The organism is Bradyrhizobium sp. USDA 4501, from assembly GCF_054062115.1.
In genome coordinates this window covers 8,616,382-8,639,498 of record NZ_JBSSEX010000001.1, presented here as the reverse complement: position 1 = coordinate 8,639,498, position 23,117 = coordinate 8,616,382, and the positions used below count along the sequence as shown (strand labels likewise).

Here is a 23,117-nt window from a genome sequence, read left to right as displayed (position 1 = left end):
GATGCTGGAATCTATCGAGATTCCCGAACAAGGCCCGGCATACCGCTCGCCGCTCCGGCGATGACGGCAATCAGCTATCGAGTGTCTTCGACCCGCGGCCGCGGTTCTTCACGATCAGCATGATGTTGCGGATGTAGATCAGCGTGGCGAGACCCTGCCCGATGATGATGACGGGCTCGCGCTTGGCAAGCCCGTAGATCAGCGTCATCAGGCCGCCACCCATCGAAAAGAACCAGAACGCCATCGGCACCACGCTCTGGCCGGCGCGTTCGCTGGAGATCCACTGCACGAGGAAGCGCGCGGTGAAGAACAATTGCGCGATCAGGCCGAACGCCAGCCAGAAGTCGAACTTGGCGATGAACACGTCGTAGAGATAGGCGCTCAGCGCCTGACCGTACTGAATCAGCATCACTTCACCTCGGTCACGCCCGGCACACCAGTGACACCGGGCACTTCAGCGACCACTTCAGTGACGACCGGCGTCGGCTTCTTGCGGCGGATCAGCCACCACACGCCGGCGAGATCCATGATCCCGATCCAGAGCCGGTCGAAAAATCCATAGTTCGACACGCCGGAATGGCGCGGCCGGTCGACGACGTCGACATAGGCAATCGCCAGTCCCTCGCGGCGGACCAGTGCCGGAAGAAAACGATGCAGCCCGTCGAAGTAAGGCATCGCCAGAAACACCTCGCGCGGAAACGCCTTCAGGCCGCATCCGGTGTCGCGGGTGCCGTCGCGCAGGATGATGCCGCGCACCGTGTTGGCGATGCGCGATTGCAGCTTCTTGAAGCCGGTGTCCTTGCGCCCGACGCGCTGGCCCGCGGCGAGGCCGACGCGGCCGTTGCCGCTTTCGACCGCCGCGATCAGGTCCGGCAGGAAGGCGGGATTGTTCTGCCCGTCACCGTCGAGCGTCGCCACGATCGCGCCGCGCGCGGCGCGCACGCCGCTGCGCACGGCCGCCGACTGGCCCGACGAGACCGCGTGGCGGAGCTGCCGGAGATTGGGCCGCCCGGCCATGACCGCGCTCAGCCGCTCGCCGGTGGCATCCGTCGAGCCGTCATTGACGTAGACGACCTCGTAGGCCCAGCGTCCGTCGAGCGCGGCCGCGATCTCGGCGATCAACGGCGCGATGTTGTCCGCCTCGTTGCGCACGGGCACGACGATGGAAACGGCGACCGGCGTCTGGTCGGGAGCAGGCAAATCGGCACTCGTGGTTGGTGTTGTCGGCGATGGAACCAGCCCGATCCGGCCGTCGGGCGACCGCTTTTATGGGGCGAAGGCGCTCCTCGCAACCCTTTTGAGACGCCCGTCCGACGGTCCTGACAGCGCCACCACAGTGCCGTCGCGATGAATGGCAAAACCAAGGCGGCGGGCGGCGAACCAGTAGCGCACGACCATTGCGCCGATCACCCCGACCAGCGCGCCGGCCACCACGTCGCTCGGATGATGCGCCAGCAGCACGAGCCGGGTCGCGGCGATGACCAGCGCATAGACCAGCATCACGAACCGCGCGCCCGGCCACACCGCGGATATGGCAAAGGCCAGCGCGAACGCCGTGATCGAATGTCCCGACGGAAAGCTCGAATAGGCCTCAGTGCCGGCGAAATGCTGGAAGTTGAAGGCATTGGCCTTGCCGCCGACAAAGGGCCGCCCGCGGCCGACGATCCACTTGATCAATTCGCCGACAGCGACCGAGAGCACGACCGACAGAAACAGGTATTGCAGCCTTGTCCCGAAGCCAAGCAAGGTGGCGCGCGGCACGCCGCGCAGCGCAGGCGCCGCCAGCGCGACCACGATCAGCAGCAGGCCAAGCGCGCACAGCACATACTCGTCCTTGCCGAAATCGGTGAGCGTCTTCACCCACCAGAGACCCGGCGTGCCGCGTGGCGGCATCAGACTGATCTCGGTGACATCGAACGCATACATCAGCGTGATGATCACGGCGCCGACGATGACGACGAGCAAAAGTCCGTGGCGCGCGGAGCGGCGCGCCGCCTCGGCGCGGCGCGAATGCGACGGCGCCCGCACGAGCTGGGCAAGGGACAGCCAAACCAGCGTCAGCAATCGTCCGAAATAATTGGCAGAATCCGGGATGGCTGGCGGCGCCGGCATGTCATTCCGTCCCTTCGGAACGGAAGATCGCGATCGAGACCGCCTTGCCCTGCGAGATGTTGTAGCCCTCGACGCGCACCGGCGCGTTGTAGCGCAGGCCGATCGCCTCGGCGCGCTGCACGAAGGCGCGCTCCGAGCGCTGTTCGACCAGCGCGAAGCGGCAGGAGCCCTGCCCGAGGAAATCCGCGGCGCCCGATCCGTCGGTGAGCAGCGTTGAGGTGTCGGTCATGAACACGAGGCTCGGCTCGTGGAAGCCGGCGGCTGCCGCCTTCGGGCCGACGCAGGTCACGTTGCGCAAGGCGCGTGCGACCTCCTGGCTCGGAAATACGGTGGTAAGCCGCGGCAGCACCACACCATAGGTGCCGGCTGCCATCAGCGCCGCGGCAATCACCGCATTGAGCAGCGAGCGCTCGGCGCGGCTGTCCTCGAACAACCACCACGCGATCAGGCCGAACACCATCGCAACGGCGAACAACGGCCAGGCCGGAAACACCGGCTGATGGATCGCCTTGATGGCGCCGACGATCACCAGCACCGCACCGAAGGCGGGGATCGCGAACCACCAGGCGGCGCCCCGCAACAGCCACGGCGAGCGCGACAGCACGCGCCGCTCCAGCGCGCCGACGGTCAGGATCGCGATCGCCGGATAAAGCGGCAGCACGTAATGCGGCAGCTTGGTCAGCACGGCCTCGAACACGATCCAGGACGGGATCAGCCAGGCCAGCAGGAACTGCGCACCGGGCTCGCGCCGCGCCCGCCAGACCGCAGGCGCCGCCATGCCGGCCAGCGGCGCACCGGGCCAGAACGTGATCCAGAACAGCAGCAGATAGAGTCCAGGCGGCGCGCCATGGGATTCCTGCGCACCGAGCTTGCTCAGCATGTCGCCGCCGACCGAGTCGGCAAAGAAGGTCTCGCCGGCGCGCAGGAAGATCAGCACGAACCACGGCAGCACCAGCACGAGGGTCCACATCAGCCCCCAGACCGGGCGCATGCGCCAGAACCAGGCCGCCGATCGATCGAGAATCGCAAGCCCCGCCATCGCAAGGCCGACGAACATCAGGATCAGCGGCCCCTTGAGCAGGATGCCGACCGCCAGCGCTGTCCAGAACACCGCGGGCGGGCCCCATGACGGGTGTGCGGGATCCTCGCCGCGCTGCCACGCCAGATAGACCCGCGCCATCGCACCCATCGCCGCAGTGACTGTCAGCAGCAGCATCGCGTCGGTCTTGGCGAGCCGCGCTTCGACCCCGAGCAACACGCAGCTTGCCATCATCAGGGCGGCCAGCACCGCCCCCTGCCGTGTCACGAAGGCAAGCGCCGTCCAATAGGTCAGCAAAGCGGCGCCGATGGCGCCGATCAGGGACGGCAGGCGGTACACCCAGATGCGGACCTGGGCGCGCGGCACCCCGAGCGCGGAGACCGTCTTCAGCGCCGCCGCCTGCATCCAGTAGATGCCAACCGGTTTCTTGTAACGGACGTCGTCCTGGAAGCGGATGTCGACGAAATCGCCGCTCTCGACCATCTGCTTGGTCGCCTGGGCAAAGCGGACCTCGTCACGGTCGATCGGCGGGATGGTGAAGAAGCCCGGCAGGAACAGCACCAGGCAGGTCAGCGTCAGGAACAGGATCGAACGCCATTGGCTGGCCGTTGCGAACTCGAACGCCATGAACAGCCTGCGGCTCGAATGCGCAGGTTTTACAGACTGTTGCCCTGCTCCGAAGCGCCGGGGTTGGAGGCCATCCACCATGGGTTTCGCATACGATGAAACCGCAGCGCAAACAACTGTGCTGTTCCGCTTTCCGGCCGTGCCGCTCCGCTTTCCCGTGCGATCATTGCACGCGGATCACAACGGTATCCGCGGCCCCCGTGGCGTCGATCACGGTGAGCCGCGCAAAGCCCGGCCCGGGCGGCTCGATCAGGCGCTGGCGCCGGCTGTCGATGTCCCCGGCTGAGACACCATTCACGAGGACCGTCAGCGGCAGCACCCCGCCGGCAACCTTGACCGGCAGCGCGGCATTGCGGCCGCCCTCGGATTGATCGACATCGATGCGCGAGCCGTTCAGCGGAAACTGGATGTGCGGAGCCTGGTCGTTGCCGCTACGGACCAGTTCGCCGAGCGGCCGGAAGCGGCGCAGCGGCGGCGGCAGTTTCGCGTTGGAGGCGACCAGAACGCCGCGTGGCGGCTTCGGCAATGCCGCCGGGATTTTGCCGGTGCGCGCAAAGGCGTCGAACAGGATGGGTGCCGCGGCCGTACGGCCGACTAAACCCGGCACCGGCGCGCCGTCGGGACGGCCGACCCAGACGCCGATCGTGACGCGGCCGTCGAAGCCGACCGACCAAGCATCGCGATAGCCGTAGCTGGTACCGGTCTTGAACGCGATCCGGTTGTGCACGCCGTTCTCCGGCGGCGGCGTGCCGAGCAGGACGTTGCCGACCTGCCAGGCCGCAGCCTGATCCATCAGCCGCATCGTGTCGCGGCCGTCATTGGCCTGGATGATCTCGCGCAGCGGCTTGGTGGCGCCGAGCCGTGCCAGGCCGGAATAGAGCTGAGCGAGATCCTGCAACGTGATGCCGACACCGCCGAGACCCATCGCAAGGCCCGGCGCCTCGTCCTTCGGCAGCACGAGACTGGTGCCGGCCTGCTTCAGCCGCGACGACAGCCGGCTGGCACCGACCCGGTCGAGCAGCGCGATCGCCGGCACGTTCAGCGACAATTGCAGCGCCTTGCGGATCGGCACCGTGCCCTGGAACGTCATGTCGAAATTTTCCGGCGCGTAGGTGCCGAAGCGGATCGGCCGGTCCTCGATCAGGCTGTCGGGATGGACAAAGCCATCTTCGAAGGCAAGGCCATAGATGAACGGCTTCAAGGTCGAGCCCGGCGAGCGCACCGCGCGCGTCATGTCGACCTGCCCGGCCCGCCGCTCATCGAAATAATCCGCCGAGCCGACGCGCGCGAGCACGTCGCCCGTCTCATTGTCGACCACGACGATCGCAACCGAGACGTCAGGCCCCTGCGCGATGGCGCGGTCGCGCGCCAGCGCCTCTAGGTTCCTTTGTAGCGCGGCGTCGAGCGTCAGCTTGATGACGGGCGCATCCTTCATCGTCGCGATCGCCTGATCGGACGAATGCGGCGCCAGGATCGGAAACTGCTTGCGCATCTTCGGCACCGCCGTCGCCGTGGCCTGCGCGGCATCGTCCTTCGACACCACGCCATCCTCGACCATGCGCTCGAGCACGCGGTCGCGGGCGGCGTGGGCGGCGTCCGGGTAACGATCGAGCCGCCGCCGCTCCGGCGATTGCGGCAGCGCCACCAGCAGCGCGGCTTCGGCGAGCGACAGCCGCTTCGGCTCCTTGCCGAAATAGGCGATCGAGGCGGCACGGATGCCCTCGAGATTGCCGCCGAACGGCGCCAGCGCAAGATAGAGATCGAGGATCTGGTCCTTCGAGAGCTGCCGCTCCAGTTCGACCGCCCGCACCATCTGCCGCAGCTTTGCGTAGACCGAGCGCTGGTGGCGCGGCTCGATCAGCCGCGCCAGCTGCATCGTGATCGTCGAACCGCCCGAGACGATATGACCGCTGGTGAGAAGCTGGAATGCGGCGCGCGACAGCGCCAGCGGATCGATGCCGTGATGCTCATAGAAGCGCTTGTCCTCATAGGCGAACAAGAGCTTCAGATAGGTGGGATCGACTGACGTCTTCGCATCGACCGGCAGCCGCCAGCGCCCGTCCGTCATCGCATAGGCGCGGAGCAACTTGCCGTTGCGATCGATCACCGTGGTCGAGACCTGCTGCGCCTTGTCGAGCGGCAACGGCCCGAGCGAAACGATCCAGGCGGCGAAGGCGCCGGTGATCGCAATAAGGACGACGGCCATTGCGGCCGCGACGCGGAGCGCCAGCCGCCCGCTGCGCTTGTCATGCCCGGGCTTGACCCGGGCATCCACATCCTTCGTTCGCATGGACGCGCCTATGAATGGCCGGGTCAAGCCCGGCCATGACGAGAAGAGTTTGCGCCGCGCGTCCTTGTTCATTTCGCCGGCTTCACCTCAACCGCACCGGTTCCGCTGCGGCCATAGCGCGAGGGATTGTACATGTCCTCGACATAGGCCTGCGGCAGCACATATTTGCCCGGCGACACCGCGCGCACGACATAGGCGACCGTAAACACCGCTTTGTCGTTGGCGCCCCGATCGATCGCCGCCGTGAAGCGGTCATCGCGGAACTCGGTGTTCTTCGGCTCGACGCCGTCCTCGATCCACGCGAGCGTGCCGGAATCCCCCGATGACACCAAGTTCGGGTTGTCGATCTCGAGCCCGGCCGGCAGATAGTCGGCCACCATGATGTGTCCGAACTCCGGTTTGGCTTCCGTCACCTTCAGGACAACCGCGAAGCGGTCATTCTGTTTCGCCTTGGTGACATCGGCCGGCTTGCCGTCGAGCGTGAAATAGCTGCGCTCGATCTTGAAGCCGTTGGAGGCCGCCGGCTCCGGCGTGACCGGCGAGCCCGACACCGAGATCACCGCCTGCACCGGCGCATCGCCGGTATTGGTGATCCTGAGCGGCTGGCCGGTCATCTCCTCGGCCTTGTAGCTGCGATAGACCGCGGTCTTGACCGTCTGGCCGTTGATGTCGAGCGCCAGCGTCTCCTTGGCGAGCGCCCGCGCCGCCAGCACCATCCACGCATTTTCCTGCGTCGAGGTGTAGGGCGACAGTCCCCGCGCCGCCTCGACCCGCAGCACGGCTTGGGTCAGCGTGGTGCGCGGTGCATTGCCTTCGCCAGCGAGCGAGACCAGCGCAGCAGCATCGCGCAGCGCCGAGCCGTAGTCGACCCGGCCGAACTCGATCACGGGTTTCGGGTTCAGCGCATCGAGCGCGGCACCATAGACCCGCTCGGCCCTCGCCTTGTCGCCGACCAGCGCCAGCGCCGCCGCAAGCTGGGCCTTGGAGATCGGGGTCGCCAGATTGTTCAGCTTGGTGTCGGCGAGATAGCGCAGATCACCGATCGGCGCCGCGCCGTTGCGCGCGAGAACATAGAGGCCGTAGGCCAGATCGCGGCCGCCGTCCTTCTCCGGCTCGTTGGCATTGACCACCGAGTTCCTGACGCGGTCGAGCGCGTTCTTGAACAGCACGTCCGGCACCGCAAAGCCCTTTTCGCGGGCCCGGGTCAGGAAGTCTGTGACGTAGGCATCGAGCCAGGCGTCGTCGCCGCCCGCCGACCACAGGCCAAACGAGCCGTTGGACCCCTGTCGAGCGAGGAGCCGCTCGATCGCGTCGCGGATGCGCTGGTCGACCGTGGAGTCCATCGCAAGATGGGCACCGGCGGCGAGATCATTGACATAGAGCAACGGCAACGCGCGGCTCGTGATCTGCTCGGAGCAGCCATACGGGTAGCGGTCGAGCGCCTTCAGAATGCTCGCGGCATCGAGCGCGGTCGACAGGCTCGCCGAGACCGAAACGCTGCCGGTACCCGGCACAAGATCGGAGAACATGTCCGAGGTCAGCGTCAGGCTTTCGCCCTTCGCCAGCGTGCGGATCGAACGGCGCGCCAGAACCTGGGTCGCCGGCTTGACGTCGAGCGCATAATGCCGCGCCAGCGTCAGCCCGTTCGGCCCGGAGATGTCGACGTCGAACTCGGCACGTCCGGCGCCGCCGGCCTCGAGGCCCAGCGACAGCGAGGAGCGCTGCTTGGCGGCAAGCTTCACCGTCGTGGTCGAATTGCCGGAAGCGTTGATCGGGCCGCTCGCCTTGACGCTGATGGCATAGTTGCCGGCCGCACCTTCGACATTGTCGATATCCATGCTGATGGTGCCCTTGTCACCGGTCAGCAGGAAGCGCGGCAAGGTCGCGGTCACCACCACGGGATCGCGCACGATCACGTCGACATTGGCGCGGCCGACCTTGGTTGCGCTCCACGCCACCGCCATCACCCGCGCGGTGCCGGCAAATTCCGGGATATCAAAGCTCACCTCGGCCGTCCCGTCAGGCCCGACCGTGAGGATGCCGGAATAGAGCGCGAGCGGCTTCTGCGTTGGCGGCGAGCCCTGCAGCTCGGCGCCGGCAGAGTCGCCGCCGCTGCGGATCTGGCCGCGGGTACCTTGCATGCCGTCGATCAGCTGGCCGTAGAGGTCGCGGATCTCGGCGGTCAGACGGCGCTGGCCAAGGTAGTAGTCGTCCGGCGCCGGCGGCTTGTAATTGGTCAAATTGAGAATGCCGACATCGACCGCGGCGAGCACCACCTTGGCATCCTCGCCGGGATTGAGCCCGCCGAGCCTGACCGGGATCTTCAGTGTCGAGCCCGGCCGCACCAACGCGGGCGGCGACAGTTCGACGGCAAGCGTGCGCGCTTTCTTGTCGATGCCGAACCATTTCAGTCCGATCGCGCGGCCGGGCATGCGCCCGGCGGCGGCATCGAGCGGACGGCGCAACGTCGTCATGACATACGCGCCGGTGCCCCAGTCCTTGCCGACGGGGAGCTTGACCTGCCGGGTGCCCTCCGTGACGTCGACGCTTTGGGTGGTCAGCAGGCGGTCGCCAAGCACATAGACCGTCAGCTTGCCTGACGTGCGCGCATTGACCGACACGGTCATCGTGTCGCCCGAGGCATATTCCGGCTTGTCGATCGAGGTTTCCAATAGATCGGGCGTGTCGGCGCTGCCGTCGGAATACCAGCCGACGTCGAACTGCACCGAGGTGACGGGGCCGTCGGCGTCGGTCGATTTCACGTCGAGCCGGTAGCGGCCGGGCTGCGGCTGGAAGGCCAGGCGCATCGGCTTGTCGGCCGCGAGGTTGACGTCGCCATCGGCGACGCGGCGGGTCGACTTGACCGGCTCATACTGCCAGGACGAATTCTGCCGGTACCACTGGTAACGCGACTCCAGCTTCAACAGCTCGTAGCGCAGCCCGTTGCGCGGCAGCTGCTTGCCGTCGGGCGCGACGAACACGACGTCGAACTCGGCCTTGTCGCCCTCGGCCACACTCTTGTCGCCGAACAGCGGCTTGACGCCGATCAGCGAGGCGCCAGGGGCCACCGGCAGCACGATCTTGCGTTCCACCGAGCGGCCGCCGGTCTCCGCCATGCGGATGTAGATCTGGGCCTCCTGTGGCCGCGTCGAGGTCGGCACCTTCTCGAGCTTCACCGGAAAGGTCGCCGCGCCGTTGGCATCGGCCTCCGGCAGGTCCTCGATCGGGGTCCGCTCGTTGCTCGCGGTCTGCTCGTCGTCGACGCCGAACTGATAGCCGGCATAACCGGGCCGGCCGTTCGCCGCGGGCGCTACCAGCATGTCGCCCTCGAGCTGCAGGCCCGAGGCCGGCGCGCCGTAGAGGAAATGGCCGGAGACCTGAAGCTCCACTGGAACTTCAGCTTTGATCACCTTCTCCTTGCTGGTCAGATCGAATTCGACCCGTTCGGGAATGTAATCCTCGACCATGAAGGTGGTCTCGCCGACCGACGAGCCTTTCGGATCGGTAAAGACGCGGGCGCGCCAGGTGCCGGTCGGCACCGCAGAGTTCAACGCCACCGCCAGCAGCCGGCCGCCGGCGCCCTGGTCGGGCAGCACGGCGCGGCGGAATTCGACGCCGTCGGGGCGCTCGATCACCATGGTCAGCGGCGTCCCGGTCAGGGCATTGCCCTGCCCGTCGCGCAACAGCGCGGTCAGATAGACGGTCTCGCTGGAGCGGTAGACGCCACGCTCGGCGTAGACGAAGGCGTCCGCGCCGGCCGGGATCGCCCGGCCCGCGACGCCGCGGTCGGTGAGGTCGAACGCATTGGTCTTCAGGCTCAAGAAGGCATAGTCGGCCTTCTCGCCCATGACAGTCAGCAGTGCCGGCGACAACCCGCCCTCGCCCCGGGCCAGGCCTTGCTCGAACAGCACATAGCCGGCGGCATCGGTCTTGCGCGTGGCCAGGATCTCATTGTTGCGGGCGACCAGCTTCACGTCGGCGTTGGCGACCGGTTCGGTCGAAGCCAGCGAGTTGACGAAGACGTGGATACCGTCATTGCCGGAAAAGGCCGACAGGCCCATGTCCGAGACGATGAACCATTGCGTCGCCAGCGTGCCGTCGTCGTCGGTGCCCGGCCCCTTGGCCGCGGCGGTCATGACATAGACACCGGGTTGCAGGTCGCCGAGCGCCTGGTCGACCGGAAACGCCGTGACGACGTCCTGGTTCAGCGTGGTCGCAGTCGCAAGCTCGCCGGACCACACCTTGACGCCGCGCTGGTCGCCGAGATCGGAGAGCTGGTAGCGGCTCAGCGTGCTCTGGAAGTCGCTGTCGATCACCGTGTTGATCAGGTTGCGGTCGCCGATCCGGAAGACGTCGACCTTGACCGCCGGCGTGTTGACGCTGACCACCGGGATACCGCGCTGTCCGGTCCGCGGCAGCACATAGGCCCGCCCGGTGAACCGCACGAACGGCTTGCGGTCGCGGACATAGATGTTGAACTCGGCCGATTTCGGCAGGGTCTCCTTGACGGTCGACGGCAGGCCGGCGCGCAGATTGATGTTGTAGCGCTCGCCGTGCTTCAGCCCGTCGACGCAGAGCTGCTGGCCTTCCGCCGACAAGGCCGGCTTGTCGGTGCCGGCGAGCGCGAGATACGGCGCGAAGTCGACGCGCTTGGCGAGTTCCTCCGAGAACTGGAAGCAGGCCCGCGGCGAGGCCGCGTCGGAATCGACGGTATAATCGAGCAGCCGGAAACCGTGCTCGTCGCGCATCTTCTCATACTGGCCGCGGACATCGGCGACCTCGCGCATGTCGAGCGACAGCCGCAAGCTGTCCAGCGCCGGGCGCCACAGCTTGCGCTCGGCAAGCGCTTTGCCGAGCACGGCCAGCGCGTCCGCCTCCTCGCCCGCATTGCCGGCGCGCTGATAGGCGATGTAGGCGGCAGTGGAGGCGCGCTCCATCAGGAACGTCTGTTCGCTGGAGCTCGCCGAGCGGATCTGGAAAATCGTCCTGGCGAGCCGCAGCCAGTTAGCGCCGTCCTCGGGCGTGGTCGCCGCGATCTGGCCGAGGATTTGCAGCCCGCCGCGGAAATCATTGCGCTTGAAGGCGGCGTCGGCGTCAGTGCGCAGGGTCGCGGCCGATTTGTTGACCGCGCCGGCCTCGCTCTTGATCTGGGCTTCCAGCTTGATCGCGGAATCGGCGAGATCGTCGCGCTTGAAGGCCTTGTCCGCGGCCTGGGCGCCCACCAGGGCGAGCAGCAGCGTGGCGCATATCGTGGCGGCACGAACCAATCCGATCATGATGGAGCTCCTGAACGCCCCGCGGTCGAACGCCGCGTTGGGGCCAAAAGTGCGCGAAAAGGTGACGGAGTGAAGGCGCGGACATGAACGGACGAAAACGTCGCAGATCGCATTGCCGACATTCCTTTGACCGGCCCCCGGCTGCAGCGTCGTGCGGCTCGGCAGGCTGGACAGGCCAACGCAGGGCGGGCGCCCTGCTCGCCTTTGTCGTTCGACCACAAAAATCGGTTCGGACGGACTTGGCGGAAAGGCGGATTTTTCATATTGGCGGTGCTACAAGGCCGCCACGGTCCCGTAGCTCAACTGGATAGAGTAGCGGATTTCTACTCCGCGGGTTGCAGGTTCGAATCCTGCCGGGATCGCCACCCTCCCTCCTCGATGAAACCATTTTCCAGAAGCCACGAAGCCGGCCGGAAACAAACCCGGCGTAGTGTGCAGGGGGTTGGACCAAGGGGCTTCGGTCATGTGGGATTTCATCAACGAATTGTATCGGGATTTTTGCCTGGCTCGCCTGCAGGAGATGCGCAAGCTCGAGCATCATATCTGACCGGGCGGAGCATCGGTGGCGATCAGCCGTTCTCGCGCCGCGGCTTGGATCACCCCAGACAATCGGACCTTCGCCAGCGCACAAGCAGCCAACACCAATCCATCGCGGGCCCCCCAGTCCCCGTATGATTACGGGGGCGCTCGAACCTTGGCGCCGGTTTTGCAGACACAAACATGACTGGGATTGCGGGCCCAGATTGGAACAGGCGCCGCCGGGACAATGCATTTCGAGCCCGGCGGCGTAATTTTTCGGGACGGGCTCACCGCCATGATCCGAACGGTCCGGCGTCAGTGCCGGGACCATTCCCTTGCTTCGCCCGCGGCCTCTCCTGCCTGGAAATCAAGCACGCTCGTTCGACGTCGATAGCTCCACCATCGAGGTGTCAGCCGGCACGGCGATGAAAAGGATCGCCGCTGGTTGATCGTCGTCCTCCTGGCCGGTCGCTTGCGAACGTCGACCGTCGGCAGCAATCAAACCAATCTCTAAGGCTCTCTTAACCACAAGCGAAGGCCGCACGCGGGGTCATGGGCCGATTGCGCGCCGATCCGCGTTATCCAGCACCATGCGTGTGACAAGCCGTCCGATCGCCTCTGCTCTGTGTGGTGCGGCGGTTCTCGCTGCGCCGCTCGCAGCCGCCAATGCGCAGCAGGTGCAGGCCGGAACGCTTGAGTGTCGTGGCGGACCCGATACCGGGTTCGTGGTGGGTCCGGTGACCAACCTCAATTGCGTGCTGCACGTCGATAGCACGCCGGACAGTCGTTATGTCGCGGCCATCCGCAACCTCGGCGTTTTGATCGGAGATCAAGAAGTCGCCATGACCTGGAAGGTGATGGCGCCCGTGCCGTGGCTTGGAAGCGACGATCTCGCCGGCGGCTACGCCCATGCCGACGGCGCCGGCGTCAACGTTCTCGCCGGCGGCACGAATACGCCGATCACGCTGCATCCGTTGAACGAGCGGAACGTCCCCTCAACGCCGCCCCTGAAAATCGAGAACCTCGAGATTCGGCCGGTGGACCGCTGACCCTGAGCGCAGCCAGGCGATGGCCGGCGCGGCCGCCGGAATGCACAACGCCGTCCGCTTGAAATAGATGCGGACGGCGCTGGCCCTAGCCCCAGGAAGGTGATGCAAAATCCTGACAGCTCCAAGTCTGCACACTTTGTGCCAGCGGCGCATGTCCCAAATTGGCTATCACGCGGCATGGCCCAAATGGGCCATTTGGAAACACAGAAACAAAGATAGGTTAGGCATCGAGGCGCCGGCGACGGTGCCTCACGACCAAAGTGTTTACTTGGCCTCAGCGTGGCCCACGCGCTGAGGCCTTTCTTTTTTGATGTTCGCCGTGTGCCGTGAAATCACTCGCCGTTTTTATCATTCAGCGCACGAAACGATTCCGTAGTTCTCCGTGCGTGAACAAAGTTCCGGCGGCGATTGAGGGACTGATCGCTTTCCGTTCGTGCGATTGCAGGTTCCACTTGCCGTGAGCGCCGGCAGCGCGCTTCGCAATTTCTTAATCCAAGAATGTTTTGCTAGAGGATTGTGAGTGCGCGCATCGGTCGTCGATATTTTTCAGGACCGCGATGGACGATTCCCAGATCGTCCTTTTTGTTCGATGAGGATTCGCACGACCAAAACATCACGCGAGCGATGCGAACGCACCGCGCGCAGCGGTCACGCCGCGAGAGTCTCACTTTGGTTTGCTCGGCCGATGCGCCATTCCCATATACACCCCACCGGCCTTCAATTCCGCCAGCATCTGGTCGATCCGCTTGCGCTGTGTTGCAGTTCGCACGCTGCGGCCGATCCAGTGCAGATAGTCGTTGCGCTGATACGGCGGGCGCGTCTTGAACGCCTGCATCAGTCCGGCAGCATCGAGCTTGCGGCGGATGCTCGCCGGCATCGCCGCGCGCGGTCGCTTCAACGTCACGCCGCCCTCCGATCGCCGGATCAGGACCGCCGCTTGGCTTCGACGTAACGCTTGAAGTTATCCAGGATCGCCTGCCAACCGCCGCGCTGCTGCTCGACCGAATGGGTATCCTCGCTGTCGAAGCTGACCTGCACCTTGACGCCGCCGCTCTCCGGCGTGAATGCGACCTGCGCGCTGCGATCGCCGAACGAATATTCGAGCAGACGGGGCTCCTCGACCCTGGTGTAGGTGCCGGCGAAATCGAACCCCATGCTGCCGTCCTTGGCTTCCATTCGCGACGAGAAGGCGCCGCCGGTGCGCAGGTCGACGGTCGCGGCGGTCGTGTGCCAATCGTCGGAAGCCGCGTTCCACTGCTTGATGTCGTCAGGCGTCGTATAGGCGCGCCAGACATCCGCGATCGGCGCGGCAACGGTCGTTTCGACGGCAATCCTCATATCAATTCCCTCGTTGCGATGGGGTGAAGCTGACGCGCCTCCCGGGCGGCGCCGGACCGCAGCCATTCTATTAGGGCCATTGATGCCTTCGTCAAATGGCAATGCCCGGGCCACCGGGAGCATGAGAATATCCGAGATGCCATTCGACCAACCAAATGGTGCGCGGTCGTCACAAGAATTTCGTCAGGAATGACCGTGTATGGAAGACGGTCCAATGCCCGGAGAGCGCATCATGCGGAACCTGAACACCGTCCTGAGCAAGCTGAACGACCGCCTGCTGCGGCTGGAGGGCGAATTGTTCGTGCTGCGATCGATCGCGCGCGCCGCCCTCACCGCCGGCGACGAGTCCGCCGTCCGCACCCGCAAGCTGCTCGAAGGCGCAAGGCTCGCGCTGTCAGACGAAGCCGAACGGCCGCTGGACGCCGCGACCGGGAAATACGTCGCGGCCGCGATCGCCATGGTCGAAGAGCTGCTTGAGAATCCCCGCGAGGCGGCCCCGCTGTTCAGGGTGATCGACGGCGGCAGGCGGGACGATTAGCGCGCTTGCGCCGAGCCTAGCCGGTATCCTGCACGGCCTTGTCATAGGCCTCGATCGTCAGCCTTGCCCTGACCGCAATATCCGCGGCCGTCATGCCCGGCTTGTAAAGGCTGCTGCCGAGACCGAAGGCGCGAATGCCTGCCTTCACATACTCGGCGAAATTCTGGTCCGAGACGCCGCCGACCGCGGCGATCATCACGTCCGGCGGCAGCACGGCGCGGATCGCGGTGATGCCGGCGGCGCCGAGCACGCTGGCCGGAAAGAATTTCAGGCTAGATGCCCCCGCGCGCGCGGCGAGCAGCGCTTCCGTCGGCGAGAACACGCCGGGCATCGTGATCATCGCGTGGTCCCTTGCACGCGCCAGCACCTCGACATCGACATTCGGCGACACCATGAGGCGGCCGCCAACGTCGTGCAGGCGATCGACGTCGGCTGCAGTCAGCACCGTGCCCGCGCCGATCAGAACATCGGCCGGCGCGCGCTTCGCCGCGATCTCGATCGAGCGGAACGGCTCTGGCGAGTTCAGCGGAATCTCGATCGCGGTCATGCCGGCGTCGAGCAACGCGCCGACGATGCCCAGCACCTCGTCCGGCTTGACGCCGCGCAGGATCGCGACCAGCGGCCGATTCATCGGCGGAAACGGAATACTCATGCGTTGATCCCTCAGTTCTTCCAGATCGCCGCCGCCGCGCCGGCGAGGCCACGGCGAACCGCCTCCTCCGCATCCATAACATTGAGCGGAATCGAAAGGCATTCGAGCGCCATCTGATAGAGCCGCTGCAACCGGCCCGAGGCAAGCAGCGTAACCGGCGCTCCCTGCTCCCGCTCCGCAAGGCCCGCCGCGAGTTCGACGCCGATCACCGTGCCCGAGATCGTCTCGCGCGCGGCCTGTGCGTTGCCGCCGAACAGCAGCTGCCGCGATCGCACGCGAAACAGCAGATTGGCCGCTAGCGCCGGCGCCGCGAATGCCGCCGCGACCGCCGCGCGGAACGCATCGCCGTCAACCGCTTCCTCGGCGCCGGCGACGGCGTGCGACAGGATGGTGTCGCGCGCGACCGCGCTGAACAGCTCTCCGGTCATGAAGGTCGCAAAGCGTTCGACCGTTCCGCCGCGGACCCTCACCCATTTGGAATGCGTTCCCGGCATGCAGACGAGCGCCTCGCCCGGCGCATTCAAGCCGAGCGCCCCGAGCAGCTGGGTCTCCTCGCCGCGCATGACGTCCGGCGCGGCGGCATCACGCTGCGCGATCCCGGGCAGGATACGGATCTCGCGCGTCTGCCCGCTGACCACGACAGCGCCCTTGAGGATGTCCGACAGATGCGCCGGCGTATCGATATAGCCGGCCTCGACCCAGCCCTGCCGCGCGCCCGCCATGCCGCAGATCACGACCGGCAGGTCGGCCGGCACACCCAGCGCATCGAGATGCGATTGCAGCACGGCCGCAAAGCCGGTCCTGGCTGCCGCGGTCATGCCTTCATCGCTGCGGCGCTCACCGAGCACCTTGCCACCGGCGCCCGTCAGCCAGAGCCGGAAGCTGCTGGTGCCCCAGTCGACCGCGACATAGGAAAGCCCGCTCATCGCGCCCTGTTCCACGCTCTCAGTGTCCCGCGCGCCGACGGCGCCGCTGCCAGACGCGATAAAGGCGATCATCGCGCCACGCAAGGCGGCTCGGTGGCATGACGCCACGAGGCCTCGCTGGCATCGGACGCGCGGATCGATTACCGCGCGCCCTTCAGCGTGCAGGAGGTCGTGCAGGTCGTCACGTTGCCGCGGTCACATTTGATGCAGGCGTTGACGCACTGATCCATGACCTTGGGATTGTACTGACTGTAAAGATTGGCCGCACAGCTGTTGGTCGATCCCGTAACCTCCGGGTCGGACCAGCAACCGGACAGTAAAAATGCTGCGGCACTCAAAATGGCGACCTTGCGCATAAGGCCTCCTGCCACGCCGTATCCGAGTAACGTTGCAAGTAACCTTGATGGGTTAGGTTAAATTCCGGTTTCAATTGCGGCCTTATTCGGAAGCAGTATTGCTTATCCACCGGACATTTCCCCAAGGTCCGGGCCCACACCGGCAAGGCCGTCAGGCGACCCCGCCTGGCGGCTTTGTTGCCCAGCAATGCACAAGGAAACCAACAAGATGGCCCGAAAGCCGCGGTGGTCGTTCAAGGAGGACCGACGACTGATGGAACTGGCACGCTCCTCGAAGTCGCTGGAGGAGGTCGTCAAGGCGACCGGCCGCTCGCCGGAGCGGATCAAGAAGATGGCGATGCGCCTCGGCCTGTCGATCAAGCCGCGCAGTACCACCAAGAAATGACTTGAAATACGGCCGCTAGGTGGTGTGGACACTTATCGCAGCCATAGGACGATGGCAGCGAGAGTGACGACGGCCCGGTAATTCCGGGCGGTCTTTTCGAAGCGGGTTGCGACGCGTCGGAACTGCTTGAGCTTGCTGAAGCAGCATTCCACGAGATGGCGCTGGGCATAGAGATGTTTGTCGAGCGGATATTTGAGGGCTCGCGAGGGGTTGTTGGGGATGACGGCGAGCGCCTTTTTGGCGGCGATGTCTTGGCGCAAACGATCGGCGTCATAAGCCGTATCGGCGATGACGACCTCGGCGGGCAGCCCCTCGATTAATGCAGCGGCTTGTGGTGCATCGCCCTTCTGGCCCGCGGTGAGCGTGAACCGCACGGGGCATCCCAAGCCGCGTACGGCCATATGTATCTTCGTGCTCAGGCCGCCGCGCGAGCGCCCGATCGCTTGATCTTCAGACCCCCTTTTTTCGCCCCGGCGGCGTGCTGATGCGCCCGGACAATGGTGGAATCGACGATCAGATATTCGAAGTCCGGATCCTCGGACATCGCCTCGAAGATGCGGCACCAGACACCCTTGCGGCTCCATCGACTGAACCGCCGGAACACGCTGTTCCAATCTCCAAAAGCCTCCGGAAGATCACGCCAAGGAGAGCCCGTACGCACGATCCAAAGCACACCTTCCACGAACATCCGGTTGTCCCGCCCGGTCGAGCCCTTCTGATCGGGCCGGCCTATGATCAGCGGCGCCATGCGCTCCCAGGCCGCGTCGCTCAACACCAAACGCTCCATCACACCCAAGGCCGCCTCCCAAAAAGAAGCCTTGAATCTGATTTGCTCTCAAAAGGGAATCCTTAGAGTCCACACCACCTAGAGTTCTGGCGGACAATCGTCCTTCGCCCGCACCGGGATCGCTCTGACCTCGCCCTGCGGCTTGGCCTCAGCCTCGGTCCCCCTGGTGCAGGTGGTCAGCACGAAAGCAACCCGGCTGCATTGCCATTCCGGCCCGAGCGCCGCATTGGACACCGGCTCGGGCGACGCCAGTGTCAGGGATAGATACGCCACCAAAACGGCACCCGCCGCGCCTGCGGCAGCCAGCGCCGCGCCCTTTCCGGACCACAGCTTGGACATCATGGCCTTGGTTCCCGCCGATCTCCAGGAGTCGAGGCAGCCCGCCTGTCCGCGTGCGATCGGAATCACAACCGGGATCAAACAGTTCAGCCCGAGTCTTTGGGGTTGATGTGGGATCGATATTGCACTGCCGCAAGACGGGGTCAGCGCGCCGGCTCGATCACATTACAGTTGGTCCGGCCCGACATCAGGCAGTCCTGCATCTTGCTCGCCGCCGTCAGGTCATGCGCGAGCCAGAGGCCGACCGCGAGCATGACCGCCGCGACCAGCAGTCCGATCAGCGCGCCCCTTCTGCTGCCTCCGTCGTCGGATTCGCTCATGCCCGCTTCGGTTCCCGGTTGCCATGGTCCGCATCATGACCCTTTGCATGGTTGCGTGGGATCAATTCTGCAACAGTCGCACAACGAAATGCACGGCCGCGGCCGTCGGCACCGCAATTCCGTTGCGCGCCAGGGGCGACTCGCGAAAGACTACTCGCTGAAGTGGAGCGCGTGTGCGGGGCGTGCCGATGAGCGAACAAGAAGCGACGACGTATGACTATCAGCGTTACAGGCAGTTGCTCTCGGAGGCTGTCGATGAGAGCAGCAGGCAGCGGCTGATCAGCCTACTGATCGTCGAAAGGGCGCGCGACAGGCTGGAAGCCCAGCGCGCCTCGGACCGGAGCGCGATGACCGCCGAGACGGTCGCCAAAGTCCTGGGTAACGGACGACGCGAGCACCTCCAGCGCGGCTGAACTTTTCAACAGCCCTTGTTCAACAGCCCTTGGTGACCAGCCACTCACCACGCGTCCGCGGGGCGAACGATGGCTGCTTGACGCTGGCTCATATCTCCCTTGCTCCACAGCCCTCCGTTCACCACTGGCAATTTCGTCGCCATTCACTTATTGAAACGCCGAACCAACCCCATCCATCACCCGAACAGAAAGCAGCAAGGCTTCCTCTATGAGTGGCTTCAAGGAACCGGGTTTTGCCGACCGCCAGAAAGCGGCCCTGCAGGCGCGGCAAAACCTCCTCAACAAGTTTCGCGCCCAGCCGGGAGCTGACGATCCCGCTGTGAAGGCACGTGCCGAGGAGCGCGCGGCGATCGCCGAACGCCGCACCAAGGCCAAGGAGGCCCGTGAGGCCGAAAAGGCCGAGCAGAAGCGCCGCGAGGAAGAGGCCGCCGCCGCCGAGGCCGCCCGCATTGCCCGCGAGAAGGAAGAGGAAGCCGCCCGCGAGGAGGCGCTGCTCGCCGAGCAGAAGGCCAAGCGCGATGCCCGCTACGCGGCACGCAAGGAGCGCGGCAAGAAGAAGCGCTAAGGCGCAACCAGGCCCGCCAGAGCGGCGGGCCTGCGGATAGCGGGCGATGACGGCAGTCAGTTCTTCTTCATGCCGTCGTCTTTCTTCATCATCGCGCCGCCGTCCTTCTTCATGGCGTCGTCCTTCTTCATCATGCCACCGTCCTTCTTCATGGCATCCTTGGACATCGAGTCTTCCTTTTTCATCGCGTCATCCTTGCCCATCTTGTCCTGAGCGAAGGCGGCGGGCGCCAGCGCCAGGCTGAACGAGAGCAGCGCGGCGGAAAGGCCGAGGCGGGTCTTGGTGGTCATGGTGATGATCCCTTGTGTGGTCGAATGTGAGCGCGACGACTTGCCGCTCTCTACTCGACGCACTTGCGCCGGCCGTCGTTACCTCCAATAACGAATTCTTGAAGCAGCACGGCTGCGGTCGCCCGGCGGCTGGTCGCGCGACGGTTGCGTGACGACGCGGCGTCACCGCGCATCAGTGTGCATCGCAACAACGGCAAGGCTTGAACGTCAGGACTTGAACGTCAGGACTTGCAGCCGCGTATCGGCTCGCACTATCAGGGCGCCTCGAACTATCAGACTAGAGAATATTCACGCGAAGACCGGCTAAACTAAAGCTCCGCGCCGGCCTAACAGCCACTCAAGAAGCTCTCAGGGGAGAACAATGCTCACACGCCGCCACGTCCTCGCTTCCGCCCTCGCCGCACCCGCCGTCCTGCGGATGGGCATCGGGACCGCGCATGCCGCGACCACGCTGAAGATCTCGCACCAGTTCCCCGGCGGCACCATCGACAAGGGCGACTTCCGCGACCGGCTGTGCAGGATGTTCGCGGCCGAGGTCGCCAAGCGCTCGGGCGGCGATTTGACCGCCGAGGTCTATCCGAACTCGTCGCTGATCAAGACCAACGCGCAGTTCTCGGCGATGCGCAAGGGCGCGCTCGACCTCAGCCTGTATCCGATGCCCTATGCCGGCGGCGAATTGCCGGAGACCAATATCGGCCTGATGCCGGGCCTCGTCACCACCTACGACCAGGGCCTGCGCTGGAAGAAGGAGCCGGTCGGCAAGGCCTTGAGCGACTTCCTCGCCGACAAGGGCATTCTGCTGATCTCCTGGGTCTGGCAGGCCGGCGGCGTCGCCAGCCGCTCCAAGGCGATCGTGGCGCCTGAAGATGCCAAGGGCCTCAAGGTGCGCGGCGGCTCGCGCGAGATGGACATGGTGCTGCAGACCGCCGGCGCCGCCGTGCTGTCGGTGCCGTCCAACGAGCTCTACGCCGCGATGCAGACCGGCGCCTGCGACGCCGGCATCACCTCCTCCACCAGCCTGATCTCGTTCCGCCTCGAGGAGGTCGCGAAGTCGCTGACCTCGGGCGCCGGCGCCTCCTACTGGTTCATGCTGGAGCCGTTGATGATGTCGAAGGCGATCTTCGACAAGCTGCCGAAAAACCAGCAGGACATCATCCTTGCCGTCGGCACCGAGCTCGAGGCGTTTGGCCGCAAGGGGGCGCAGGACGACGATACCGAAGTCGCCAAGGTCTATGAGAAGGCCGGCGCCAAGGTCAGCGCGCTCGATGCAACCATTGTCGGCAAGTGGCGCGACATCGCGCGCGACACCGCGTGGAAGGACTACGGCGCCAAGACCGCCACCGCCGCCAACCTGCTGAAGCTCGCTAGCGACGTCGCCGCATGATGCATGGTCCGGTCGCGGATCAGGCCGAAACCGCAAGCATCGCCGCGGGCAACACGCCCGTGGCCTTGCTTGGGCGCGCGCTGTCCATCTGCAACAACATCATCGTGGTGTTCGCCGCGCTCGCTCTGGTCGCGGCCTGCGTGATCCTGAGCTACAGCGTGCTCGGCCGCGCCCTGTTCCACAGCCCGAACTACTGGCAGGACGAGGCGGCCGTCTTCCTCCTGGTCGGCGCCACCTTCATGACCTCGGCCTATGTGCAGAGCCAGCGCGGCCATGTCAGCATCGAGGCGTTCGTCGGGCTGCTCTCGGCGCGCGCCAACGCCATCCGGCTGTGGCTGGTCGACGTCGCGAGCTTCGCGTTCTGCGCCTTCTTCGCCTGGAAATCCTGGACCCTGGCGCATGAAGCCTATGTCGACGGCCAGGTGTCCAACTCGATGTGGTCGCCGCCGCTCGCCATCCCCTACGTGCTGATGGCGCTGGGCATGACGCTGCTCTGCGTGCAAATCCTCCTGCAAATCATCATTCCACTGACGGGTGGCGCGCGCCGATGACCGTGTTTGGTATTGGTATCTCCTACGGACTTGCCACCCTGTTTGCGATGTTCTCCGGTATGCCGATCGCGTTCGCGCTCGGTGCCGTCGCGGTCGTGTTCATGGCGATCTTCATGCCGGCGGCCTCGCTCGATACGGTGACGCAGAACGTCTACGAGGAGATGGCCTCGATCACGCTGCTGTCGATCCCGCTGTTCATCCTGAAGGGCGCGGCGATCGGCAAATCGCGAGCCGGCCAGGACCTCTATTCGGCGCTGCACGCCTGGCTGCACCGCGTGCCCGGCGGCCTCGGCGTCGCCAACGTGTTCGCCTGCGCCCTGTTCGCGGCGATGGCCGGCTCCTCGCCGGCGACCTGCTCGGCGATCGGTTCGGCCGGCATCCCGGAGATGCGCAAGCGCGGCTATTCCGGCGGCTTTGCCGCGGGCATCATCGCCGCCGGCGGCACGCTCGGCATCCTGCTGCCGCCCTCGATCACGATGATCCTGTTCGCCGTCGCAGCCGAGAAATCGCTGGGACGGCTGTTTCTCGCCGGCATCGGCCCCGGCCTGCTGCTGGTGACGCTGTTCGGTTTCTACGCGGTGTTCCGCTTCCGCAAGGAATACGCCATGGCCCGCGCCGTCTATGACGCGACCGGCAAGGACGCGGCGATCCTGCAGCATGACGAATTCACCATGGCCGAGCGCTTCAGCGCGCTGCCGCGCGTGATCCCGTTCGTGCTGCTGCTGACCGGCGTGATGATCGCGCTCTATGGCGGCTACGCCACGCCATCGGAAACCGCCGGCCTCGGCGGCCTCCTGGCGCTCGGGCTGATCGCCGTGATCTACAGCGTGTGGACGCCCAGCGACCTGTCGCCGATCCTGAAATCGACCATCCGCGAGTCCACCATGCTGATGCTGATCATCGGCATGTCATTGCTCTACTCCTATGTGATGAGCTACCTGCACATCTCGCAGTCGGCCGCGGAAGCGATCGTCGCCATGCACCTGCCGCGCTGGGAGCTGTTGTTTGCGATCCTCGTGATGGTGATCGTGCTCGGCTTCTTCCTGCCGCCGGTCTCGATCATCCTAATGACCGCGCCGATCATCCTGCCGCCACTGCGGGCGGCCGAGTTCGATATCATCTGGTTCGGCGTCGTCATGACGATCGTGATGGAGATGGGCCTGATCCATCCGCCGGTCGGCCTCAACATCTTCGTCATCCGCAACGTCGCGCCCGACATCCCCTTGAGCGAGGTGATCTGGGGCACGCTGCCATTCGTGCTGCTGATGATGTTCGCAGTGCTGTTGCTCTGCTTCTTTCCGGAGATATCGACCTGGCTGCCGAATCTGATCATGGGGCCGGACGGCGGGCGCTAGACCGCT

Annotated in this window: 23 protein-coding genes, 1 tRNA gene and 1 pseudogene; 9 read left to right on the top strand and 16 right to left on the bottom strand. The window is 65.5% G+C overall.

Annotated features, from left to right (window positions below; translation table 11 throughout):
- Nucleotides 1-70: 70 nt before the first annotated feature.
- From ACVWZM_RS40305 to ACVWZM_RS40280, 6 genes are all read right to left on the bottom strand, one after another.
- Complete coding sequence (locus ACVWZM_RS40305; protein WP_016845896.1) at nt 71-409, bottom strand: lipid-A-disaccharide synthase N-terminal domain-containing protein; 339 nt, start codon at nt 407-409, stop codon at nt 71-73.
- Entirely contained in the window at nt 409-1,200 is a 792-nt protein-coding gene (locus ACVWZM_RS40300; protein ID WP_310884665.1) for a glycosyltransferase family 2 protein, read from the bottom strand. The genes ACVWZM_RS40305 and ACVWZM_RS40300 overlap by 1 nt, the downstream gene beginning before the upstream one ends.
- A 66-nt stretch (nt 1,201-1,266) precedes the next feature.
- Nucleotides 1,267-2,112, bottom strand: a complete 846-nt coding sequence (locus ACVWZM_RS40295) for a phosphatase PAP2 family protein (protein WP_456835087.1) — start codon at nt 2,110-2,112, stop codon at nt 1,267-1,269.
- 1 nt (nt 2,113) lies between these two features.
- Nucleotides 2,114-3,859: an ArnT family glycosyltransferase gene (locus tag ACVWZM_RS40290; RefSeq protein WP_375166968.1), complete on the bottom strand. Its 1,746-nt coding sequence runs from the start codon at nt 3,857-3,859 to the stop codon at nt 2,114-2,116.
- 82 nt (nt 3,860-3,941) lie between these two features.
- The gene (gene pbpC, locus ACVWZM_RS40285; protein WP_456856017.1) at nt 3,942-6,068 is read right to left on the bottom strand and encodes a penicillin-binding protein 1C; all 2,127 of its coding nucleotides are present in this window, start codon (nt 6,066-6,068) and stop codon (nt 3,942-3,944) included.
- A 68-nt stretch (nt 6,069-6,136) separates the two neighbouring features.
- Nucleotides 6,137-11,344 (bottom strand): alpha-2-macroglobulin family protein, encoded by a 5,208-nt coding sequence (locus ACVWZM_RS40280; protein WP_456856016.1) that lies wholly within the window; start codon nt 11,342-11,344, stop codon nt 6,137-6,139.
- 288 nt (nt 11,345-11,632) lie between these two features.
- Between ACVWZM_RS40280 and ACVWZM_RS40275 the strand changes: the two genes are divergently transcribed.
- Nucleotides 11,633-11,709: transfer RNA gene (locus ACVWZM_RS40275), tRNA-Arg, on the top strand.
- 521 nt (nt 11,710-12,230) lie between these two features.
- Here the strand turns inward: ACVWZM_RS40275 and ACVWZM_RS40270 are convergent.
- A complete protein-coding gene (locus ACVWZM_RS40270; protein ID WP_456856014.1) occupies nt 12,231-12,365 on the bottom strand; it encodes a hypothetical protein in 135 nt (44 codons plus the stop codon).
- 88 nt (nt 12,366-12,453) lie between these two features.
- Here ACVWZM_RS40270 and ACVWZM_RS40265 point away from each other — a divergent pair, with 88 nt between their 5' ends.
- Nucleotides 12,454-12,912 carry a DUF992 domain-containing protein gene (locus ACVWZM_RS40265; RefSeq protein ID WP_076825495.1) on the top strand — a complete coding sequence of 153 codons (459 nt, stop codon included), beginning with the start codon at nt 12,454-12,456 and terminating at the stop codon, nt 12,910-12,912.
- 664 nt (nt 12,913-13,576) lie between these two features.
- On the opposite strand, the gene ACVWZM_RS40260 is transcribed toward ACVWZM_RS40265, so the two are convergent.
- Both ACVWZM_RS40260 and ACVWZM_RS40255 read right to left on the bottom strand, forming a co-directional pair.
- Nucleotides 13,577-13,816, bottom strand: a complete 240-nt coding sequence (locus ACVWZM_RS40260) for a YdeI/OmpD-associated family protein (protein WP_316394257.1) — start codon at nt 13,814-13,816, stop codon at nt 13,577-13,579.
- Nucleotides 13,817-13,836: 20 nt separating this feature from the next.
- Nucleotides 13,837-14,250, bottom strand: coding sequence for an SRPBCC family protein (locus tag ACVWZM_RS40255; RefSeq protein ID WP_076825494.1), 414 nt, complete (start codon nt 14,248-14,250; stop codon nt 13,837-13,839).
- A 232-nt stretch (nt 14,251-14,482) separates the two neighbouring features.
- Here ACVWZM_RS40255 and ACVWZM_RS40250 point away from each other — a divergent pair, with 232 nt between their 5' ends.
- Entirely contained in the window at nt 14,483-14,788 is a 306-nt protein-coding gene (locus ACVWZM_RS40250; protein ID WP_057016599.1) for a hypothetical protein, read from the top strand.
- Between the two features lie 16 nt (nt 14,789-14,804).
- Here ACVWZM_RS40250 and ACVWZM_RS40245 read toward each other — a convergent pair whose 3' ends face one another.
- The 3 genes from ACVWZM_RS40245 to ACVWZM_RS40235 all read right to left on the bottom strand — a co-directional run bounded on the left by ACVWZM_RS40245 (nt 14,805) and on the right by ACVWZM_RS40235 (nt 16,722).
- Nucleotides 14,805-15,440, bottom strand: a complete 636-nt coding sequence (locus ACVWZM_RS40245) for a 2-dehydro-3-deoxy-6-phosphogalactonate aldolase (protein ID WP_076825492.1) — start codon at nt 15,438-15,440, stop codon at nt 14,805-14,807.
- An 11-nt stretch (nt 15,441-15,451) separates the two neighbouring features.
- Nucleotides 15,452-16,366, bottom strand: a complete 915-nt coding sequence (locus ACVWZM_RS40240) for a 2-dehydro-3-deoxygalactonokinase (protein WP_456856846.1) — start codon at nt 16,364-16,366, stop codon at nt 15,452-15,454.
- Between the two features lie 140 nt (nt 16,367-16,506).
- Nucleotides 16,507-16,722 (bottom strand): hypothetical protein, encoded by a 216-nt coding sequence (locus ACVWZM_RS40235; RefSeq protein WP_026192800.1) that lies wholly within the window; start codon nt 16,720-16,722, stop codon nt 16,507-16,509.
- Between the two features lie 208 nt (nt 16,723-16,930).
- Here ACVWZM_RS40235 and ACVWZM_RS40230 point away from each other — a divergent pair, with 208 nt between their 5' ends.
- Entirely contained in the window at nt 16,931-17,107 is a 177-nt protein-coding gene (locus ACVWZM_RS40230) for a hypothetical protein (RefSeq protein ID WP_166205288.1), read from the top strand.
- A 32-nt stretch (nt 17,108-17,139) separates the two neighbouring features.
- Here ACVWZM_RS40230 and ACVWZM_RS40225 read toward each other — a convergent pair.
- The 3 genes and pseudogenes from ACVWZM_RS40225 to ACVWZM_RS40215 all read right to left on the bottom strand — a co-directional run bounded on the left by ACVWZM_RS40225 (nt 17,140) and on the right by ACVWZM_RS40215 (nt 18,553).
- Nucleotides 17,140-17,855: pseudogene (locus ACVWZM_RS40225) on the bottom strand (IS5 family transposase).
- A gap of 117 nt (nt 17,856-17,972) precedes the next feature.
- Nucleotides 17,973-18,236, bottom strand: a complete 264-nt coding sequence (locus tag ACVWZM_RS40220; protein WP_456856013.1) for a hypothetical protein — start codon at nt 18,234-18,236, stop codon at nt 17,973-17,975.
- A gap of 140 nt (nt 18,237-18,376) precedes the next feature.
- A complete protein-coding gene (locus ACVWZM_RS40215) occupies nt 18,377-18,553 on the bottom strand; it encodes a hypothetical protein (RefSeq protein WP_162832424.1) in 177 nt (58 codons plus the stop codon).
- A 188-nt stretch (nt 18,554-18,741) separates the two neighbouring features.
- Between ACVWZM_RS40215 and ACVWZM_RS40210 the strand changes: the two genes are divergently transcribed.
- Nucleotides 18,742-18,966, top strand: a complete 225-nt coding sequence (locus tag ACVWZM_RS40210) for a hypothetical protein (protein ID WP_057016542.1) — start codon at nt 18,742-18,744, stop codon at nt 18,964-18,966.
- Between the two features lie 208 nt (nt 18,967-19,174).
- Nucleotides 19,175-19,531 carry a DUF6481 family protein gene (locus ACVWZM_RS40205; RefSeq protein ID WP_057016541.1) on the top strand — a complete coding sequence of 119 codons (357 nt, stop codon included), beginning with the start codon at nt 19,175-19,177 and terminating at the stop codon, nt 19,529-19,531.
- A gap of 56 nt (nt 19,532-19,587) precedes the next feature.
- Here ACVWZM_RS40205 and ACVWZM_RS40200 read toward each other — a convergent pair whose 3' ends face one another.
- Nucleotides 19,588-19,821: a pentapeptide MXKDX repeat protein gene (locus tag ACVWZM_RS40200; RefSeq protein WP_092083897.1), complete on the bottom strand. Its 234-nt coding sequence runs from the start codon at nt 19,819-19,821 to the stop codon at nt 19,588-19,590.
- A 361-nt stretch (nt 19,822-20,182) separates the two neighbouring features.
- Between ACVWZM_RS40200 and dctP the strand changes: the two genes are divergently transcribed.
- The 3 genes from dctP to ACVWZM_RS40185 are packed head-to-tail and all read left to right on the top strand — an operon-like array spanning nt 20,183 to nt 23,111.
- The gene (dctP, locus tag ACVWZM_RS40195) at nt 20,183-21,205 is read left to right on the top strand and encodes a TRAP transporter substrate-binding protein DctP (protein WP_229191491.1); all 1,023 of its coding nucleotides are present in this window, start codon (nt 20,183-20,185) and stop codon (nt 21,203-21,205) included.
- On the top strand, nt 21,202-21,756 hold the full coding sequence (locus tag ACVWZM_RS40190) for a TRAP transporter small permease (protein WP_016842495.1): 555 nt from the start codon (nt 21,202-21,204) through the stop codon (nt 21,754-21,756). The genes dctP and ACVWZM_RS40190 overlap by 4 nt, the downstream gene beginning before the upstream one ends.
- Nucleotides 21,753-23,111: a TRAP transporter large permease gene (locus tag ACVWZM_RS40185; protein ID WP_141340612.1), complete on the top strand. Its 1,359-nt coding sequence runs from the start codon at nt 21,753-21,755 to the stop codon at nt 23,109-23,111. Before ACVWZM_RS40190 ends, ACVWZM_RS40185 begins: the two co-directional genes overlap by 4 nt.
- Nucleotides 23,112-23,117: the final 6 nt, after the last annotated feature.

Bases quoted from the DNA above. Each gene is read 5' to 3' on its own strand.
- ACVWZM_RS40220 (WP_456856013.1), bottom strand. From the start codon at position 18,236: ATGATGTCCAAGCTGTGGTCCGGAAAGGGCGCGGCGCTGGCTGCCGCA.
- ACVWZM_RS40265 (WP_076825495.1), top strand. From the start codon at position 12,454: ATGCGTGTGACAAGCCGTCCGATCGCCTCTGCTCTGTGTGGTGCGGCG.
- ACVWZM_RS40305 (WP_016845896.1), bottom strand. From the start codon at position 409: ATGCTGATTCAGTACGGTCAGGCGCTGAGCGCCTATCTCTACGACGTG.
- ACVWZM_RS40245 (WP_076825492.1), bottom strand. From the start codon at position 15,440: ATGAGTATTCCGTTTCCGCCGATGAATCGGCCGCTGGTCGCGATCCTG.
- ACVWZM_RS40280 (WP_456856016.1), bottom strand. From the start codon at position 11,344: ATGATCGGATTGGTTCGTGCCGCCACGATATGCGCCACGCTGCTGCTC.
- ACVWZM_RS40210 (WP_057016542.1), top strand. From the start codon at position 18,742: ATGAGCGAACAAGAAGCGACGACGTATGACTATCAGCGTTACAGGCAG.
- ACVWZM_RS40240 (WP_456856846.1), bottom strand. From the start codon at position 16,366: ATGAGCGGGCTTTCCTATGTCGCGGTCGACTGGGGCACCAGCAGCTTC.
- ACVWZM_RS40185 (WP_141340612.1), top strand. From the start codon at position 21,753: ATGACCGTGTTTGGTATTGGTATCTCCTACGGACTTGCCACCCTGTTT.
- ACVWZM_RS40250 (WP_057016599.1), top strand. From the start codon at position 14,483: ATGCGGAACCTGAACACCGTCCTGAGCAAGCTGAACGACCGCCTGCTG.
- ACVWZM_RS40230 (WP_166205288.1), top strand. From the start codon at position 16,931: ATGGCCCGAAAGCCGCGGTGGTCGTTCAAGGAGGACCGACGACTGATG.
- ACVWZM_RS40205 (WP_057016541.1), top strand. From the start codon at position 19,175: ATGAGTGGCTTCAAGGAACCGGGTTTTGCCGACCGCCAGAAAGCGGCC.
- dctP (WP_229191491.1), top strand. From the start codon at position 20,183: ATGCTCACACGCCGCCACGTCCTCGCTTCCGCCCTCGCCGCACCCGCC.
- ACVWZM_RS40235 (WP_026192800.1), bottom strand. From the start codon at position 16,722: ATGCGCAAGGTCGCCATTTTGAGTGCCGCAGCATTTTTACTGTCCGGT.
- ACVWZM_RS40215 (WP_162832424.1), bottom strand. From the start codon at position 18,553: ATGAGCGAATCCGACGACGGAGGCAGCAGAAGGGGCGCGCTGATCGGA.
- ACVWZM_RS40255 (WP_076825494.1), bottom strand. From the start codon at position 14,250: ATGAGGATTGCCGTCGAAACGACCGTTGCCGCGCCGATCGCGGATGTC.
- ACVWZM_RS40200 (WP_092083897.1), bottom strand. From the start codon at position 19,821: ATGACCACCAAGACCCGCCTCGGCCTTTCCGCCGCGCTGCTCTCGTTC.
- ACVWZM_RS40190 (WP_016842495.1), top strand. From the start codon at position 21,202: ATGATGCATGGTCCGGTCGCGGATCAGGCCGAAACCGCAAGCATCGCC.
- ACVWZM_RS40295 (WP_456835087.1), bottom strand. From the start codon at position 2,112: ATGCCGGCGCCGCCAGCCATCCCGGATTCTGCCAATTATTTCGGACGA.
- ACVWZM_RS40290 (WP_375166968.1), bottom strand. From the start codon at position 3,859: ATGGTGGATGGCCTCCAACCCCGGCGCTTCGGAGCAGGGCAACAGTCT.
- pbpC (WP_456856017.1), bottom strand. From the start codon at position 6,068: ATGCGAACGAAGGATGTGGATGCCCGGGTCAAGCCCGGGCATGACAAG.